We start from the raw sequence: 14,671 nt of genomic DNA, 5'->3' as shown, positions 1-14,671 counted from the left end.
GAAAAAATCCTCCTTTCAGCGTTCCGGCGCGGTGTGCTTCTTCTCCTGTGCCTGTTTCAGACAATAGCCGATACAGGGGGATTGCGCCTTATAAGGGCAACGCATACACGCCGGGGATTTTGGAACGGGCGGCGCACTGTCACGCCGCCCGGTGGGTCTTTGTACCATCATTTTTTCTAAAGGGTTTTCGGTGAAAAGCGTCATGCTTCCTCGTCCTCCTGTTCTTCATCAGAAAGCCCGTCCCCCTCGTCCTCGTCGTAATCGTCAAAATCGAAATCTTCAAGGTCGGTGTCGCCCTTGACGTTCTGCTTTGGCTTCATAAACTTAAAATAATAGAACGCGCCCCCGCCGCCAAGAAGTGCCACGACAAGGAAAAGCACAAGCCCGCCTGTATTGCCTTTCTCTTTGGGCTGCTCTGTTGGTTTCTCGGTTTCCGGCTCCGCTTCCTTGCCGCTGCAAGCGGTCATGTTGTCCTTGCAGACAGGGCAGCTCACATTTACCTTTCCGGCTTCGCATTTATCGGTGCAACTGCAAACGGCGGGCGGGGCTGCTTCGGTGCTTCCGTCCTCCATAAGTGCTAAGAGGTCGGCTTCGTCCACTTGATTAAGGAAATGTACGGTGTCCTCGCCCTCGTCGTCCCGGTCAATGAGGATATAAAAGTAATTGCCGTTTTTGGTCGTTACGGTGATAAGCTGCTTGTTGCCGCCGAAATCGTCTACAAGGGTCGCGTTCCCGTCCGGGGTAAGGGGTTCTTCCTTTTGGGGTTCCTCGTAGACAACGCCGCTGTCGTTGGTGTCGTCCTCTCCCTCCGGGGTCTGTGCAAAAGCGGTGACGGAAAAGCCGCCCATAAGTACAAGGGCGGCGCAAAGTGCGGTCAAGGTTCTAAGGATTTTCTTATTCATTCTCGGTGTCCTCCATTTCTTCGGTGTCATGGTCTGCGGGTTCTGCGGGGTAGCCCGGCGCGGCTTCCATACCCGGAATACCGCCCCCGGAAAGCATAGCGGAAAGCTCATGCGGGGAAAGGCGCATGGAGCGCACAAGCTGTACGATTTGCAGGTTTTCCGCTTCGGTTTTCTGCGCTTCAAGCCCCCTTAATCTGTTCTGGTACTCGGTGATTTTCTCGCGGGTCTTTGCAATCTCTTTGTCGATACGTTCAATTTTGTTCATAGCCATCAATAAATTTCTCCTTTCAGATTTTCATTTTTTTGTTGTCAGTTCCAATTCATTAAGCCGTAGCCCTTGATACAGGAGTAATTGACGGGGTAGCTCTTTATCTTGCAGGCGTCGCCGGAATTGCCCTCGACGGTATAGACGCGCTCCCCGTCCGTTCCGATAACAAGCCCCACATGGTCTGCGCTCCCGTCCCCGTCCCAGTCGAAAAAGATAGCGTCGCCGGGGGCGATATTCTCATAGCCCCTCGCGCCCCATTGCCCGCGTGACTGGAACCAGGGTACGCCCTGTGACTGGCACCCGGCAAAGCGCGGCTCGCTCTTTCCGGCTTGATTGTAGCACCATGAAACGAAACAGGCGCACCATTCCACGCGGCTGTTAAATCCGTACCAGCTCCAAAAGGGTCGCCCGCCCACGTTGCCGACTTGCCGCTTCGCAAGGTCTACAACGGCGGTGTTGCCGGGGCGTGTGCCGTTTACAAGCTGTACGCCGCTTAAATCCTCGGACGCGCCCATATCGGGGGAGCCGCCGCCGAAAATCAGCGGTTTGTTTCCGCTTGTTTCCAGATAGACGCGGTACATTTCAAGCTGCTGTGGCGTTAGAAGTTCCTCCGCAATCTCGGAAATGGGCTTGTTCGTCAGCTTCACGTTGAGGATATGGTACTCGTAGGGTACTTCCTCGGTGGTCGTTTCCCCTGTTTCCGGGTCTGTGCTTGTTTCTGTGCGGTAGCGGATTTCCGTTTCTTCTGTCAGCGTCAAAGTGTACTGCATGGCAAAGACGCGATTTAGCTCTGCCTGTGCGCTCTGCGGGGTGTAGGTCTGCAAAAGGGCGGTGAGGTAGGACGCTAACTCATGGGGGTTATGCCCGATACTGTCAAGGTCATAGCGGTATTCGTCATAGCCGGGGTGGGTGCTTTCGATATTGTCAATCTGCTGCTGAAGCTCGTTTTCCTTTGCGGCGTAATTGTTCTCCGTCGCCACAAGGTCGCTGTCCTCCGACGTGTAGGAAGTCCCAAGTATGCCGTTCATCAAGCCGGAGAACATGGAACCGCAAGAGGAAAGCCCCGCCGATACCATGATGAATAAGAGCAGCGCGGCAACGGCGATACATACGCCCGCCGGGTGCCGCCCTACAAAAGCGATTGCCTTTTTTGTTTCCTCGGCGGTCTTTTTTGCCGCCTTGCGGGTGTTCTCTGCGGCTTTCTGCGCCGTTTTTGCGCCGCCTTTCCTTGCCGACTTTGCATACTGCCGCTTGATTTGCTGCTTCTGCATGAAGCGGGAAAGGGGATTGCCCGCAATCTGCGGATTGTCATGCAGGGCTTTATGGTACTGGAAATCCACATTCGCCTTGAACGCCGCTTTCTCTGCCTTTGCCGCCGCCCGGTAGGGTTTGAGCTTGTGGCTGTGGTAGCCCTCCTTGACTTTCCGCGCCCCGTACTTTGCGCCGCGCTCTGCCAGTTCTTCGGATTTGTGCGCCCCCTCAACGCCGGAATTGTCCTTTTCAACGGAATGTATCTTGTTGTGGACGAAAATACCCGCTTCCTGTGCGGGGCGGGATAGCGGGTTATTGTGGGGCTTATTCTTTCCTATGGGCTTTTCCTGTTCCTCAAAATGTAGGCGGGTCTTGCCTTTCCCGGTGGCTTCATCAAAGGTGCGCTCCCGTACAAGTTTCTTTTCTTTGGGGATAGCCGCCTTTGCCGCGTCCAGACGGTCGGCTGCTTTGTCCGATTTTCGGATATACCTTTCAAGCTCCGGCGTTGCCCGTTCCTCGTCGGTAAACTGCAAGCGGGAAGATTTTTCTTTTGCTGTGGCTTCTGCCTGTGCTTTCCTCGCCGCCTTTTTGCTCGCCTTTCTGGTACGCGCCCCGTCGATACGTTCCAAGACGCGCTCGGCTGCTGCGGTGTCCTGTTCCCGTTCTGCCCCCGGCGCATGGGGAAGCGGCGGCGTGTCGGTTAAGGGCGGGGAAGTTGCGCCGCCCGGTAGGGGCTGCGCTGCCTGTTCCGGCTGCGGTGGGGCTTCGGTCTTTGCAAAGTCCGCGTCCCTTATCCGCTTGCTGATACGTTTCTTTTTCCCGGTAGCGGCGTTTACCTCGACAGCCCCCTCGCGGGTCATTTTCTGCGTGACTTTTTCACGCGCCTTATATTGTTTTATGTGTCTGTCCCTCCAATCCGCGCCCTTGCAAGGGCGCAATACTCGGCGTTTATCTCAATGCCTATATAATGCCTGTCAAGCTGCTTTGCGGCTGCCCCCGTCGTGCCGCTGCCGAAAAAGGGGTCAAGCACAACGCCGCCTTTCGGACAGCCCGCCTTGATACAGGTTTCGGCAAGTTTTGGCGGGAACGCGGCGAAATGCCCGCCCTTGTAGGGAACGGTATTGATAAGCCACACGTCCCGCCTGTTCCGCATGGTCGGCATGAGGGCTTCGTCGTAGTAGCTGCCGCTTCGCGCCCGGTTAAGCCCCTGTACGTTCCCCTGTCCGGGTACTTCGTCCGCATATTTCTGTCCCGCGCTGCGCCCGGTGCGGTACCGCGCCGCCGTTGTGGGGGCTAACGGCTCGGCTATGGCGGCTGCGTCATAAAAATACTTCTTTGACTTCGTAAGCAGAAAGATATGTTCATAGCAGCGGGTAGGGCGGTCTTTCACGCTCTCCGGCATGGGGTTTTCTTTCTGCCAGATAATGTCGCTCCTTAAATACCACCCGTCAGCGCGTAGGGCAAAAGCTAAAAGCCAGGGAATACCGATTAAGTCCTTTTGTTTGCAGCCGGAAACGCGGTTGTTTCTTGCAATCTGCTGTCCGTTTCTCCCTTTCGGGTTCTTCGGGTCTGCATGGTAGCCTTTATTTCCTGTGCCGCAGTAGGTGTCCGCGATATTCAGCCAGAGCGTACCGTCAGAACGCAGTACCCGGCGCAGTTCGCGGAAAACCTCGGTCAGCCTGTCAATGTACTGCTCCGGCGTGTCCTCCCGCCCAATCTGCATATCAAGCCCGTAATCCCTAAGCGCATAGTAGGGCGGGCTTGTGACGCAACAGTGTACGCTTTCCTCTGGAAGCTCCCGCAAGGCATAGAGCGCGTCCCGGTTGATAATGGTGTCTGTCCTTAATTTTGTCATGCTTCGCCCACTTCCTCCGGCTTCGTCGTCATTACCCGGTAAAGCTCGGTGTCTTTCGGGAAGCGGTCTACAAAGGGCAGCACCACGTTCCCGTAGAAGATAAGCCCCTCGCCCGCTTCGGTGTGGGTGACATACTTCATCTGCTGCGGGGAGATGTTGAGCTGCTTTGCAAGGATAGCCCGGTCGCCCGCCGCCTGATTGAGCATGAGGACAAAATCAGAGTTTTCAAAGATATTCTCCACTTCGCGGGAAGCAAGCAAATCCTTGACGTTCTGCGTAATGGCTGTGGGTATGCCGCCCCATTTTCTGAAACGCTTCCAGATTTCAACGGAATAGGCGGCGGTCTGTTCCTCTTTCAAGAGAAGATGAAATTCGTCCATAAAATACCGGGTGGATTTCCTTTCTGCCCGGTTGACGGTGACGCGGTTCCATACCTGGTCCTGCACAATGAGCATACCTAACTTTTTGAGCTGCTTCCCAAGCTGCTTGATGTCAAAGCAGACAAGGCGGTTAGAAAGTTCCACGTTGGTACGGTGGTTAAAGACGTTCAAGCTGCCGGAAACGTAAAGCTCCAATGCCGCCGCGATACGCGCCGCTTCCGGCTCCGGCTGCTTCAAAAGCTCGTCGTAGAGGTCGCCCAAGATAGGCATTTTCTCCGGGTCGGGGTCTGCAAGGAAAGGGCGGTACACGTTCCTAACGGCGCGGTCAATGACGGTCTTATCGACGGGCTGCAAGCCCTCCTTGCCGCCGATTACAAGCTCGCAGAGGGAGAGGATAAAGTCGGATTTCAGCGCAAGGGGGCTGTCGTCCTCGGAATAGTTGAGGTTAATATCCATAGGGTTCACATACTGGGGCTTCCCGTCAATGCCCTTGCCCGTAGGCGATAACCGTATCACTTGCCCGTCAAGCCGCTGCACAAGGGAAAAATACTCTGCTTCCGGGTCGCAGATAATTATGTCGTCGTCGGTAATGAGGAAAGCGTTTGTCATTTCCCGTTTGGCGGCAAAGGATTTCCCGCTTCCCGGCGTACCCAAGATTAAGCCGTTGGGGTTCTTTAGCTGCTTGCGGTCGCAGAGTATCATGTTGTTAGACAGGGCGTTTAAGCCGTAGTACAAAGCCGCGCCCGTCTGGAAAAGCTCCTGTGTGATAAAGGGGATAAAGATAGCGGTGCTTGACGTGGTAAGCCCTCTTTGAATGGGGATAAGGTTCTCCCCAAGCGGTACAGAGGACATAAGCCCCGCTTCCTGTTGGTAGTCAAGGCGGGTCAAGGCGCAGTTGTTCTTCTGTGCAATGCCCGCCGCCGCGAATACGTCATTTTCCAGTTTCCGCTTCGTGTCCGCCATGTTCACCACAAGGAACGTCAAGAGGAACATTCTTTCATTCCGGCTCTGCAAGTCCTGTAAGAGGTTCTTCGCTTCGCTGCCGAACGTGGCAAGGTCGGACGGGATTATATCCATGTCGTAGCCGCTGCGTACCGCTTTTTTCTGTTCCTCGATTTTCATTTTGTCAAGGTCGGTGATTTTCCGCTTGATTGTCTTTATGGCTTCGGTCTGGTCGATACTGTGGATATGCAGATTGACGATAACGCCCGTTTCCAAGTCCAGAATATCCGATAAGATACGGTCGTTTAATTCCGGCGCAAGGATTTCAAGGAATGAAACCGCGCCGATTTTGCGCCCCATGCGGAAATAACGCCCCTCGCCAAAACGGAAAGAGGATGGGGCGATAAAGTCCTTTGTGGAAAGCCCGGACGGGGCAAGCCATGAAAAATCAAAGGCAAACTGCCCGCCCTCCGGGTGGAAAATGCCATGCAGCATTTTAAGGCGTTCATAGCCTGTCATGGGGCGGGCAGACACGCCCAAGAGCTTAAAGTTGTTGAGTACGTCCGTTTCGATACGGGCAAGGCGGGATTTCGCCGCGCCCAGACTGTCGGCTTCAATGGCAAAGGTGATATATTTTGCTTTGACAAGCCCGTTGTTTCCCTTTGCAAGCTGGTTTTTCAGCATATTCCGGTATTCTGTGCGGATAGAGTTGAAAGCGTCCTCCTGTGCCGGGATATTGACCGCCTTTTCCGCTTCGCCCCGCTGCGTCCCCTGATTGATGAAAGAGAGCTGCACCGAAACGGAAGCGTCAAAGTAGTTGAGGAAGTCGCACCAGTTCTCAAAAATGGCGGTCTTGTCGTCTGCCTGTGCAAGCTGATAGTTAATATCTTCAAAGGCGACGGTCTTTGAGTATTTCCGTCCCGTAACCTTGCAGATACCGTCCGGGTACATCTGGATATAGGGGATTGTCTGCTGTGCGGTGTGGGCTTTCCCGTCGCCCTTTGCCTGTCTGATGATTTCCGCAATCTGCTTTTTCTCGGCGCGGGTGAGCTTGCGGGGCGGGTTAGGCTTTGCGCTTCCCGCCGCGCTGTTTCTTCGTGTTTCCTTTTGCAATCGCTGATACCTCCTTTTCAAGTTTTCTCTGCCGTTCTAAGACGGAATAAAAGTTGTCTGTCCTGTATGGTCGTTCTTTGGGGGCTATGAATTTCGTCCGTATGATGTTCTTCACCACCACTTCAAGGGGCTGTCCATGCTTTTCATACATGGCGAACAGGAAACAGGGCAGCATGACGGCAATCATAGCCATAGACGCAAGGCTTGTGCCTGTGCTGTCTTTGAGCAGAAAGAAAAGCGGAAGCCCTAACAGGAGAGCTACCGCAAAACATACAATCTGCCGTTTGGTAAGGTTGAAAGCTACTTTTGTCTTGACTTTGGATAAGTCTTTGGGTACGGGTACATACGCCAAGTGGAAACCTCCTTTCTCTGGGTTTTTTGCTGCTGTAAGTTCCCATAGGGGTAATCAAGGCAAAGGTCAATTTCTGCCCTTTGCCCGTCCCTATTCTATGGGGTTTTCCCGCGTCAAGGTCGGGTAGTATTTTCGCCGCTTTGCTCTGAAAATCTCCACCCTACCCTTGACACGCCGCTAATGCGCGGAGAAAATCGACTTCGCCAGTGCGCCGGATTTGAACAGGGAGAAACAGAGGATAACGGTATAGGCTGCAAGGGAAAAAATCGCGCTGTGCAGGTTGTCCGCTATTATCATGTTGTTCACCAAAACCGCGTAAATGCCGACGCATATCATTATGAGGAAGCCTTGAAAGCCAAGCGCGAACAGGGATTTTAGGTAGTTGTTCCCTATCTGTCCCCATTCCCGATTAGTCATTGTTGCGAACGGGATAGGCGATACCGAACAGTAAAGGTAAATTTCTATCATTCTGCCGTAGAGGATAACGGTTATCAGTACGGACATGATTTTCATGCACAAGCTCACAAGGCTTGTTTCCATGACAAGTAAGAGCAGTTCGGGGATTTCCATAGCGTCAAGCCCGCTTTGCATGGAAGCAAGGGCGGCGGCAACATCAATCTCTGTGCTGCCGCCGATTACCCCCGCCGCGCCGGAAACAACGTGCTGCGCCATATCGAACACCGCCATAGTGATGTCAAAGGTGTGCGTCACAAGGTAGACTGCCACAAACGCCTTGAACACCCACTTGAAGAACATGGAAGTGTCAACGTCGTGCATATTGTTCTTTTCCGTTACCATGCTGATAAGCTCATAGCATAGGACGTAGGTAATGACAAGCCCCGCAATGGGTACGATTACATTCTCACTAAGCGTCTGTATCATGGAGAATATATTTGCGTTCCACCCTTGCGGGGTCTGCCCTACCTCTGCGGCGATAGTGCCGACTTTCTCGTTTACGTCCCCGAACATAGTTGACAGATTACCGTTTATGGCTCCTATGAGGATTTCCTTTATCCATTCGTTAATCGCGTCAAGTATGCTCTGCATAAGCCTTTACCCGCGCTTCTTAACCGAACAAGCCGGAAAGCAGCGGTACAAGGGTCATGCCGATAAGGGCAACGCCGCCGCCCGCCATAAGCTGCTTCATGCCCTGGCTTTTCGCGCCCGGATTGTCGTTGCCGTAGCCTTCCATGAGGTTAATCACGCCCCAGATACCAAGCCCGGCTCCAAGTGCTACAACAAGGGTCTGCAAAACGTCTACTGCGCTATTGAAAAATGCCATAAATATATCCTTTCTGCCGCGTCTGCGGCTGTCCGGCAAGCGGACAAAAGGCGGTCAGCGTATGGTCGCCGCCGCATAAAAAAACCGCCCTCTGGTAAAGGCGGCTGTCCCCGCGCTGCGTAAGTCCTGCGGCGCGGCGGTATTCAGTTGTAAGGGGTGCGGCTCCTGCCGCTGTGTACTGCGCCGGAAAGTGGGGGCGCGTATCATGTAGCCGGTATGGATAGATGTGATTGCTTCAATCGCTCCTTTCTGTGTCCCGCTGTGCTGCCGGACGTTTTTTTCAGACTTGCGGGAAGTGAATAGCTTGCGTAGCAAGGTGTTCGCTTCCCGCAAGTTCACAAAGGGGTAGCTGCCGCAAGGCAGCGTAGGGGAAGTGTAGCTTCCCCTGTCCCCCGGCGGTCTGCCATGCTGTCACTGTTGCGGGATAAGCCCCCGGCGCGTGACATACTCCGTTGCAAAACGGCGGTGTTCCGCTTCCTTTTCCCGCCAATACTCCCATAATGCAGCGTCGGCGGCTTCCGCAACATTCATTAAAAACCGTTCAAGCTGCTTTTGTTTTTCCTCTGCGCTACGTTTCCTCATGGTCTGCGTCCTCCTGTAAGTCTGCTGCGTCAATCTCGTAATAGTCAAAAACCTCGTCGGGCTTGACAATGGCGGGGCGGCGTTTAAGGTGCTTTTCCATGTCAAAGGCGTTCTTCGGGTCTGCGTCGGATAGGTACTTGTATTTCGGGTGTTTCGTTATGTCGAATTTGTCCGAAAAGAACGGGCGCACCCCGCGTAGCTGCAAGATACATTTCCCTCCGTCCATGACTGCGATTTCATCTTCCGTCATAAGCTGCTTTCCCAATTTCTGATAGTTCAGCCCATGCGAAAGCTCCCGCCCTCTGGTTTCGGAAGTGTTGAAGCTGTCTATCGTTTCCTTGCCTAAAATCTCCGATATTTCTTTGAGGGTGGTTTTCTCCTTGCCGCCCAAGAAAAGCGTGGTGTCGCAGTTGCCGACTATGGTATCGGCGTTGTCCTTGTAGATTGCCTTTAGCTGTGACTGGCTCTGCAAGATGATTGACGCGGAGATTTCCCGGCTCCGTATCGTTGCAATGAGCTTTTCAAACTTTGGTATCTGCCCGATATTCGCAAATTCATCAAGTAAGCACCTAACATGGACGGGAAGCCGCCCGCCATATTCATCATCTGCTTTGTCGCATAAAAGGTTGAATAACTGTGTGTAGAGAATACTCACGACAAAGTTAAAGGTGTCGTCGGTGTCGCTGATAATCACGAAAAGGGCTGTCTTTCTGTCGCCTATGGTGTCAAGCTCCATTTCGTCGGTTTCCATAAGCTCCCGCAGCTCCTTAATGTCGAATGGGGCTAACCTCGCGCCGCATGAGATAAGTATGCTTTTTGCGGTCTTGCCCGCCGCAAGTTTGTATTTTTTGTACTGCTTGACTGCAAAATGCTCCGGGTCTTTTTCTTCCAGACGTTCAAACATGAGGTCAACCGGGTTCTGGAAGTCCTCGTCGTCCTCGCGGGCTTCCGACGCATTTATCATTTCAAGCAGCGTCGTGAAGTTCTTCTCGTCCTCCGGGGCTTCATACCAGATATAGCCGATTAGCGCGGTGTAGTAGAGCTTTTCCGCTTTCACCCAGAAATCCTCGCCGGATTTTTCCCCGTCGCCTTTGGTGTTGGCGATAATGGTATTGACTAACTTCAAAATGTCCTTTTCGCTCCGCAGATAGGCAAAGGGATTGTATTTCATGGATTTTTTGAAGTTAATCGTATTTAGCACTTTGATACGGTATTTGTACCGCTGTAACATTTTCCCGGTTTCCAAAATCAGTGTTCCTTTCGGGTCAGTGACGATATACGACGTTGGAAAATCCTTTGACGTACATTGCATGAGCGACGGTTTCACAAAGAACCGGGTCTTGCCGCTGCCGGAACCGCCGATTACAAGGATATTTTTGTTTCTTGCGTATTTCGGCTGCTTCGGGCGGCTGTTCATGGTAAGCCGTTCCGTCTGCGTTAGGGGGATATTGTTCTCAAATACCGGGTCGGTGTACGGCTTTATGTCGTCAGCCCCGCCCCAACGCGCCGAACCGTATTCTGTCCCGCGGCGGTATTTCTTCGCGTTCTTGCCTTTGGTGTAGATAATCAGCCGGACAATGACCGCCCCCGCAATGCCTAAAGCTAAGTCTGCCGGGTGGAAGCTCGGCGCGATACTGGAAAAGGCGGCGGTAAAACCGTCCCCAAGATGTAGCAGCTTTGCGCTCGCGTCCGCGCCGGGGGAGAGCCGGACAGCCGCGCCCACTTTATCAAAGAGCCAGACAAAGAGCAGATACGGGAGATTTAAGATAAGCAGCTTCTTGATTTCCGGCTTCATAGCGATACCTCCCTGTCTTTGTTCTTGACCTTTGCCCGTTCCGCGTTCTTGCCCTGTGCAGCTTCTTTGAGGGTAGAGAGCAGCTTTCGGATTGAGGGCTTTTTCTCCTGTGTCAGCTTTTTTGCGGAAAATTCCTTAAAGGCGGCGGTCAGCACGTCCGCGTCCCGCCCCTTGAAGAAAACCAGATAGCGGGGCGGGCTTTCCGTCGCGTCCTTTTTCAGCGCAAAGTCGATACCGTACTTTTTCGCCGTACTCTCAAAGGCTTTGATATTGCCCTCGGTAATCTCAATGTTGGAAACGCCCGCGTTCTGCTTCATAAGCTGCTTTAAGCTCTGCTTGCCCTGTGGCGGTTTTGCAAGCTGCTTTTTGCCCTTTGACAGTATGGCTTTCATTGCCTTTTGGAGCGTCTGCGCGGTCAGCTTCCCGGTCTTGATGTAAAGGGCTATGGTCTTTTCGTTTACTTCGTCCTGCAATTTGTCGCGTCCTCCTTTCGCGTTTCTTTATGGGGCGGCGGTCAGATACGCACCCGCAGCCCGTTCAAGTCCTCGGCTCTGATACCCACAAGATACCAGTTGTCGCCGTACTCAATCCGGGTCGGCTTCCACTTGCCCCGCACGAATACGTCAAAGCACTCGCCGCAATGCAAGCCCCCGTAGTAGCTGTTTAAGTCAAAGCGGATGTCGTAACGGTCGGTGCGCTCGTCAAATACCAATGCTCCTGTCATTTTCTGTGCCATAATAAAATCCTCCTTTTGTGGTTGTGGGTGGTTACAGGCTTTCGCCCTCGTTGCATGAATAATAGTCCGGGTCGCCGTACTGCGGCTTTTTCGGTGACAGTGCGCCGCTTGCCATGTCATGGGCGACAAGGGAAGTGTAATAATTGCCGATAGTGGACGGGGCGTTGAAAAGGGCTGCTTTCAGATATTGCTTGATGTTGCGGATTTTCGTTGTGTTCTCCCGCATACAGTCAAGCACAAAGCGGATATGCTCGCCGTCCAGTTTCATAAACTTAGATTTCACAAGCTCTGCCGGGTAGTCGTCCCCCGCAATCCGTACCCGCTTTCTGGCGGTGCATACGGTTTCAAGCATGAGGTCTACAATCTCGTCAAGCCTGTCACTGTCAAACTTCATGTCCTGTTTGAGAATGTCGTAGTCGATATTGTCCTTGATGATTTCCCGGTATATATCAACTGCGCTCTGTGCTGTCGCTTCCGTTCCTTTCCGTTCCGGCGGCGTAGCCGCTTCTCTGCAAGGAGAGGGGTTAGGGGAAAGGATAGGAATGGAATGGGTACTTTGTTCATCAGTAATTATTTTTTCTTTTTTTGGTAAGTCAGTTCTTTGTATATCTTTATTTAATTGCGTTGGATTTTCCAACGTAGGTTTTTCCAATGTTGGTTTTTCCTGTGTTGGATTATCCAATGTTGGATTTTCCAATGTTGGTAAATCCGGCGTAGGCGGCTGCGGCTGCTCGAATATCACATAGTCCGCGCCCCGCAAGCGTCCTTTCTCGTCGCGCTCCCTTGAACGGACGATATACCCGGCGCGTTCAAGCTCCTTAATGGCTTCGCGGATAGCGTCTATCTTCTCCCGGTTGATAAGGGATAAGCCTTTCAAGGTGTAGTCCCAATCTTCGGGGAGTGACAGCATTTGCGACAACAGCCCCTTTGCCTTTAGGGAAAGCTCCTTGTTGCGTAGGTGGTGGTTGCTCATTACGGTGTAGCCCTTGTTCCGTTCCACTCTGAAAACTGCCATAGTTCATAGCTCCTTTGCTTTGGATTTGTTACGCAGTAGAAGCGCGGTTTCGGGGAATAAGGTATAAATCCCTTGCCGCGCCAGATACACACCCGCAAAACCGCTTGTAGCAAGGCTTTTTCTGCCCCTACTGCGTAACAAAGGGCATGAAAAAAGCGGCGTTCCTGTTCTCCCATGTAGAGAGTAAGAAACGCCGCTTCTGCGTCGTATTCAGTTTTTAGTACAATACCCTGCTTGTCCGTCGCTCGAAAAACCTTGATTTTCCAGTGTTTTCAAAAGTATCGTTATCTAACGTCAGCTTTTGACAGACCCGACTGGAAGAGAATGCTTGCAGATATTGAAGCTGGAAAGGTGGGAACAGTCATTGTAAAGGACATGAGCCGTATCGGTAGAGATTATTTGCAAGTAGGATTTTACACAGAAGTCATGTTTCGGGAAAAGGGAGTGCATTTTATAGCGATTTCCAATGGTGTTGACAGCGAGCGCAGGGAGAGTGCAGAATTTGCCCCATTCTTGAACATTATGAACGAGTGGTATGTGCGTGATACCAGTCGGAAGATAACAACGGTGTTAAAAGCAAGAGGTATGAGTGGGAAAGCACATACAACCAACCGCTGTTGCTATGGATATAAAAAGAGTGCAGATAACCCCGATAAATGGGTAATTGATGAAGAAGCTGCCGAGGTTGTTCGTAGGATATTTAATATGTGTCTGAATGGGAAAGGACCCTATCAGATTGCAAGGGAACTGGCAGAGGATAAGGTGGAAAGACCCGAATATTATTTGGGTATTCGTGGCAGGGGAGTTAATATAAAGTCATTTGATATGGAACATCCGTATATGTGGAGAGGTGGCACTGTTAAGACCATATTAACAAGAATGGAATACACTGGATGTACTGTTAATTTTAGAACAAAAAAGGAGTCGTACAAGGATAAGCGACCTACTAAAGTAGACTCATCCGAATGGATTATCTTTGAAGATACCCAAGAACCGATTATCGACAAGCATACATGGGAAACAGTGCAGAAGCTGGTAGATACTCCAAGAAGAAAAGGTGTATTTGATGAGAATAATCCTCTTACCGGTAAAGTGTTTTGTGCAGATTGTGGAGCAAAAATGTATCATCACAGAAATGCGCAGGGAATATGGAAAAAGAATTATTTTAAGGCAGGGGAGATGATATATCATGCACCCGAAGATAGGTACGATTGCTCCAACAATATAAGAGGCAGACAGCGTTATGAAAAATTGTGTTGCAGTCATTCCGTTACTACAAAGGCGCTGGAAACGCTTGTGTTGGAAACCATAAAAAGAACTTGTGATTATGCAGTGGAGAATGAAGCAGAGTTTAGGGAAAAGGTATGTAGTATTTCCGAAGAACAGCAGGGAGAGTTATCAGTCAGACTGGAGAAAAGGCTTGCTAAAAAGCAGAAACGAGTGAGTGAAGTCAATCGTCTGATTAAGAAGTTGTATGAGGACAATATCAGCGGTAAATTGAATGATAAACGCTTCAATGCCATGCTTAGTGATTATGAATCGGAGCTTGAAACATTAGAAGCGGATATTGACAGAGATAATGCTGAATTAGAGGGTATGAGTGCAAAGAAAACGGATGTGGATGTGTTCATGGAGCTTGTAAAAAAGCATACGACATTCGAGGAACTGACACCAGCCATGCTGAATGAATTTGTTGATAAAATCATGGTATATAAGGCGGTCGGAAGTGGTGCAAACAGAACGCAGGATGTAGATATTTATTTGAATTATATCGGTAGATTTGTAGTTCCTGAAGTGGTTGTGGAGCTGACGGAAGAAGAGAAGCTGGCAGAAGCCAAAAGGCAGGAAAAACTGGAGAAAAAGCGAGCAAGTAACCGCAAATATATGGCACGAAAAAGAGAAGAAGCGAGGAAAGCGTGGGCAGAAATAGAAGCGGAGAAAGCAAAGGCAGTAGGGCAATAATTATCGTGAATTTGCGATTGTGAAAATGGCAGACTAGGAAATTATCAAGTGAATAATAAGGAATGGTTTTGCTACGATATTTAACGAGCAAAATCAGAATAAAAAGGCATTCAAAACGAACAGTGGAACATGTTTGTAGTGGATGTCTTTTTTGATGGTCTTGTCAGTGCAACCTTCCCTTCCCCTTCCTTCTCTTCCTCTTCCTAGAGAAAAAAGAGAAAAAGAAAAGCAGAAAA

General features: G+C 51.3%; 16 protein-coding genes. 1 reads left to right on the top strand and 15 read right to left on the bottom strand.

Going from position 1 to position 14,671, the window contains the following annotated elements; translation table 11 throughout:
- Positions 1 to 15: 15 nt before the first annotated feature.
- The 15 genes from BLA28_RS30590 to BLA28_RS30530 form a co-directional block, all read right to left on the bottom strand.
- Positions 16 to 204: a hypothetical protein gene (locus BLA28_RS30590; RefSeq protein WP_002569177.1), complete on the bottom strand. Its 189-nt coding sequence runs from the start codon at positions 202 to 204 to the stop codon at positions 16 to 18.
- Complete coding sequence (locus BLA28_RS30585; RefSeq protein ID WP_002585094.1) at positions 201 to 902, bottom strand: DUF4366 domain-containing protein; 702 nt, start codon at positions 900 to 902, stop codon at positions 201 to 203. Before BLA28_RS30585 ends, BLA28_RS30590 begins: the two co-directional genes overlap by 4 nt.
- On the bottom strand, positions 895 to 1,173 hold the full coding sequence (locus BLA28_RS30580; RefSeq protein WP_002569175.1) for a DUF4315 family protein: 279 nt from the start codon (positions 1,171 to 1,173) through the stop codon (positions 895 to 897). Before BLA28_RS30580 ends, BLA28_RS30585 begins: the two co-directional genes overlap by 8 nt.
- A gap of 38 nt (positions 1,174 to 1,211) precedes the next feature.
- Positions 1,212 to 3,281, bottom strand: coding sequence for a C40 family peptidase (locus BLA28_RS30575; RefSeq protein WP_002569174.1), 2,070 nt, complete (start codon positions 3,279 to 3,281; stop codon positions 1,212 to 1,214).
- Between the two features lie 35 nt (positions 3,282 to 3,316).
- Positions 3,317 to 4,276 (bottom strand): DNA-methyltransferase, encoded by a 960-nt coding sequence (locus BLA28_RS30570; protein ID WP_008978036.1) that lies wholly within the window; start codon positions 4,274 to 4,276, stop codon positions 3,317 to 3,319.
- Entirely contained in the window at positions 4,273 to 6,711 is a 2,439-nt protein-coding gene (locus BLA28_RS30565) for a VirB4-like conjugal transfer ATPase, CD1110 family (protein ID WP_067539662.1), read from the bottom strand. The genes BLA28_RS30570 and BLA28_RS30565 overlap by 4 nt, the downstream gene beginning before the upstream one ends.
- Positions 6,662 to 7,063 carry a PrgI family protein gene (locus BLA28_RS30560; protein ID WP_067539664.1) on the bottom strand — a complete coding sequence of 134 codons (402 nt, stop codon included), beginning with the start codon at positions 7,061 to 7,063 and terminating at the stop codon, positions 6,662 to 6,664. The genes BLA28_RS30565 and BLA28_RS30560 overlap by 50 nt, the downstream gene beginning before the upstream one ends.
- Positions 7,064 to 7,240: 177 nt before the next feature.
- Entirely contained in the window at positions 7,241 to 8,110 is an 870-nt protein-coding gene (locus BLA28_RS30555) for a VirB6/TrbL-like conjugal transfer protein, CD1112 family (RefSeq protein ID WP_016289915.1), read from the bottom strand.
- 19 nt (positions 8,111 to 8,129) lie between these two features.
- Positions 8,130 to 8,345, bottom strand: coding sequence for a Maff2 family mobile element protein (locus BLA28_RS30550; RefSeq protein WP_002569168.1), 216 nt, complete (start codon positions 8,343 to 8,345; stop codon positions 8,130 to 8,132).
- A gap of 54 nt (positions 8,346 to 8,399) precedes the next feature.
- The gene (locus BLA28_RS33915; protein WP_169897321.1) at positions 8,400 to 8,660 is read right to left on the bottom strand and encodes a hypothetical protein; all 261 of its coding nucleotides are present in this window, start codon (positions 8,658 to 8,660) and stop codon (positions 8,400 to 8,402) included.
- A gap of 96 nt (positions 8,661 to 8,756) precedes the next feature.
- On the bottom strand, positions 8,757 to 8,927 hold the full coding sequence (locus BLA28_RS33910; RefSeq protein WP_002569167.1) for a hypothetical protein: 171 nt from the start codon (positions 8,925 to 8,927) through the stop codon (positions 8,757 to 8,759).
- The gene (locus tag BLA28_RS30545) at positions 8,914 to 10,722 is read right to left on the bottom strand and encodes a VirD4-like conjugal transfer protein, CD1115 family (protein ID WP_016289916.1); all 1,809 of its coding nucleotides are present in this window, start codon (positions 10,720 to 10,722) and stop codon (positions 8,914 to 8,916) included. Before BLA28_RS30545 ends, BLA28_RS33910 begins: the two co-directional genes overlap by 14 nt.
- On the bottom strand, positions 10,719 to 11,195 hold the full coding sequence (locus BLA28_RS30540; RefSeq protein ID WP_002569165.1) for a PcfB family protein: 477 nt from the start codon (positions 11,193 to 11,195) through the stop codon (positions 10,719 to 10,721). Before BLA28_RS30540 ends, BLA28_RS30545 begins: the two co-directional genes overlap by 4 nt.
- A gap of 41 nt (positions 11,196 to 11,236) precedes the next feature.
- Positions 11,237 to 11,458, bottom strand: coding sequence for a DUF5348 domain-containing protein (locus BLA28_RS30535; protein ID WP_002569164.1), 222 nt, complete (start codon positions 11,456 to 11,458; stop codon positions 11,237 to 11,239).
- A gap of 31 nt (positions 11,459 to 11,489) precedes the next feature.
- Complete coding sequence (locus BLA28_RS30530; RefSeq protein WP_008978068.1) at positions 11,490 to 12,473, bottom strand: DUF6017 domain-containing protein; 984 nt, start codon at positions 12,471 to 12,473, stop codon at positions 11,490 to 11,492.
- A 234-nt stretch (positions 12,474 to 12,707) separates the two neighbouring features.
- On the opposite strand from BLA28_RS30530, the gene BLA28_RS30525 reads away from it, so the two are divergent.
- Positions 12,708 to 14,435, top strand: coding sequence for a recombinase family protein (locus BLA28_RS30525; protein WP_330393310.1), 1,728 nt, complete (start codon positions 12,708 to 12,710; stop codon positions 14,433 to 14,435).
- Positions 14,436 to 14,671: the final 236 nt, after the last annotated feature.

The sequence above is a fragment of the Eisenbergiella tayi genome (genome assembly GCF_001881565.1).
Classification (GTDB): domain Bacteria; phylum Bacillota; class Clostridia; order Lachnospirales; family Lachnospiraceae; genus Eisenbergiella; species Eisenbergiella tayi.
This window is presented reverse-complemented; position numbering and strand designations above follow the sequence as displayed.

Coding starts and splice junctions, on each gene's coding strand:
- BLA28_RS30585 (WP_002585094.1), bottom strand. CDS start 902: ATGAATAAGAAAATCCTTAGAACCTTGACCGCACTTTGCGCCGCCCTT.
- BLA28_RS30555 (WP_016289915.1), bottom strand. CDS start 8,110: ATGCAGAGCATACTTGACGCGATTAACGAATGGATAAAGGAAATCCTC.
- BLA28_RS30550 (WP_002569168.1), bottom strand. CDS start 8,345: ATGGCATTTTTCAATAGCGCAGTAGACGTTTTGCAGACCCTTGTTGTA.
- BLA28_RS33910 (WP_002569167.1), bottom strand. CDS start 8,927: ATGAGGAAACGTAGCGCAGAGGAAAAACAAAAGCAGCTTGAACGGTTT.
- BLA28_RS30530 (WP_008978068.1), bottom strand. CDS start 12,473: ATGGCAGTTTTCAGAGTGGAACGGAACAAGGGCTACACCGTAATGAGC.
- BLA28_RS30575 (WP_002569174.1), bottom strand. CDS start 3,281: ATGACCCGCGAGGGGGCTGTCGAGGTAAACGCCGCTACCGGGAAAAAG.
- BLA28_RS30570 (WP_008978036.1), bottom strand. CDS start 4,276: ATGACAAAATTAAGGACAGACACCATTATCAACCGGGACGCGCTCTAT.
- BLA28_RS30535 (WP_002569164.1), bottom strand. CDS start 11,458: ATGGCACAGAAAATGACAGGAGCATTGGTATTTGACGAGCGCACCGAC.
- BLA28_RS30590 (WP_002569177.1), bottom strand. CDS start 204: ATGACGCTTTTCACCGAAAACCCTTTAGAAAAAATGATGGTACAAAGA.
- BLA28_RS30580 (WP_002569175.1), bottom strand. CDS start 1,173: ATGGCTATGAACAAAATTGAACGTATCGACAAAGAGATTGCAAAGACC.
- BLA28_RS30545 (WP_016289916.1), bottom strand. CDS start 10,722: ATGAAGCCGGAAATCAAGAAGCTGCTTATCTTAAATCTCCCGTATCTG.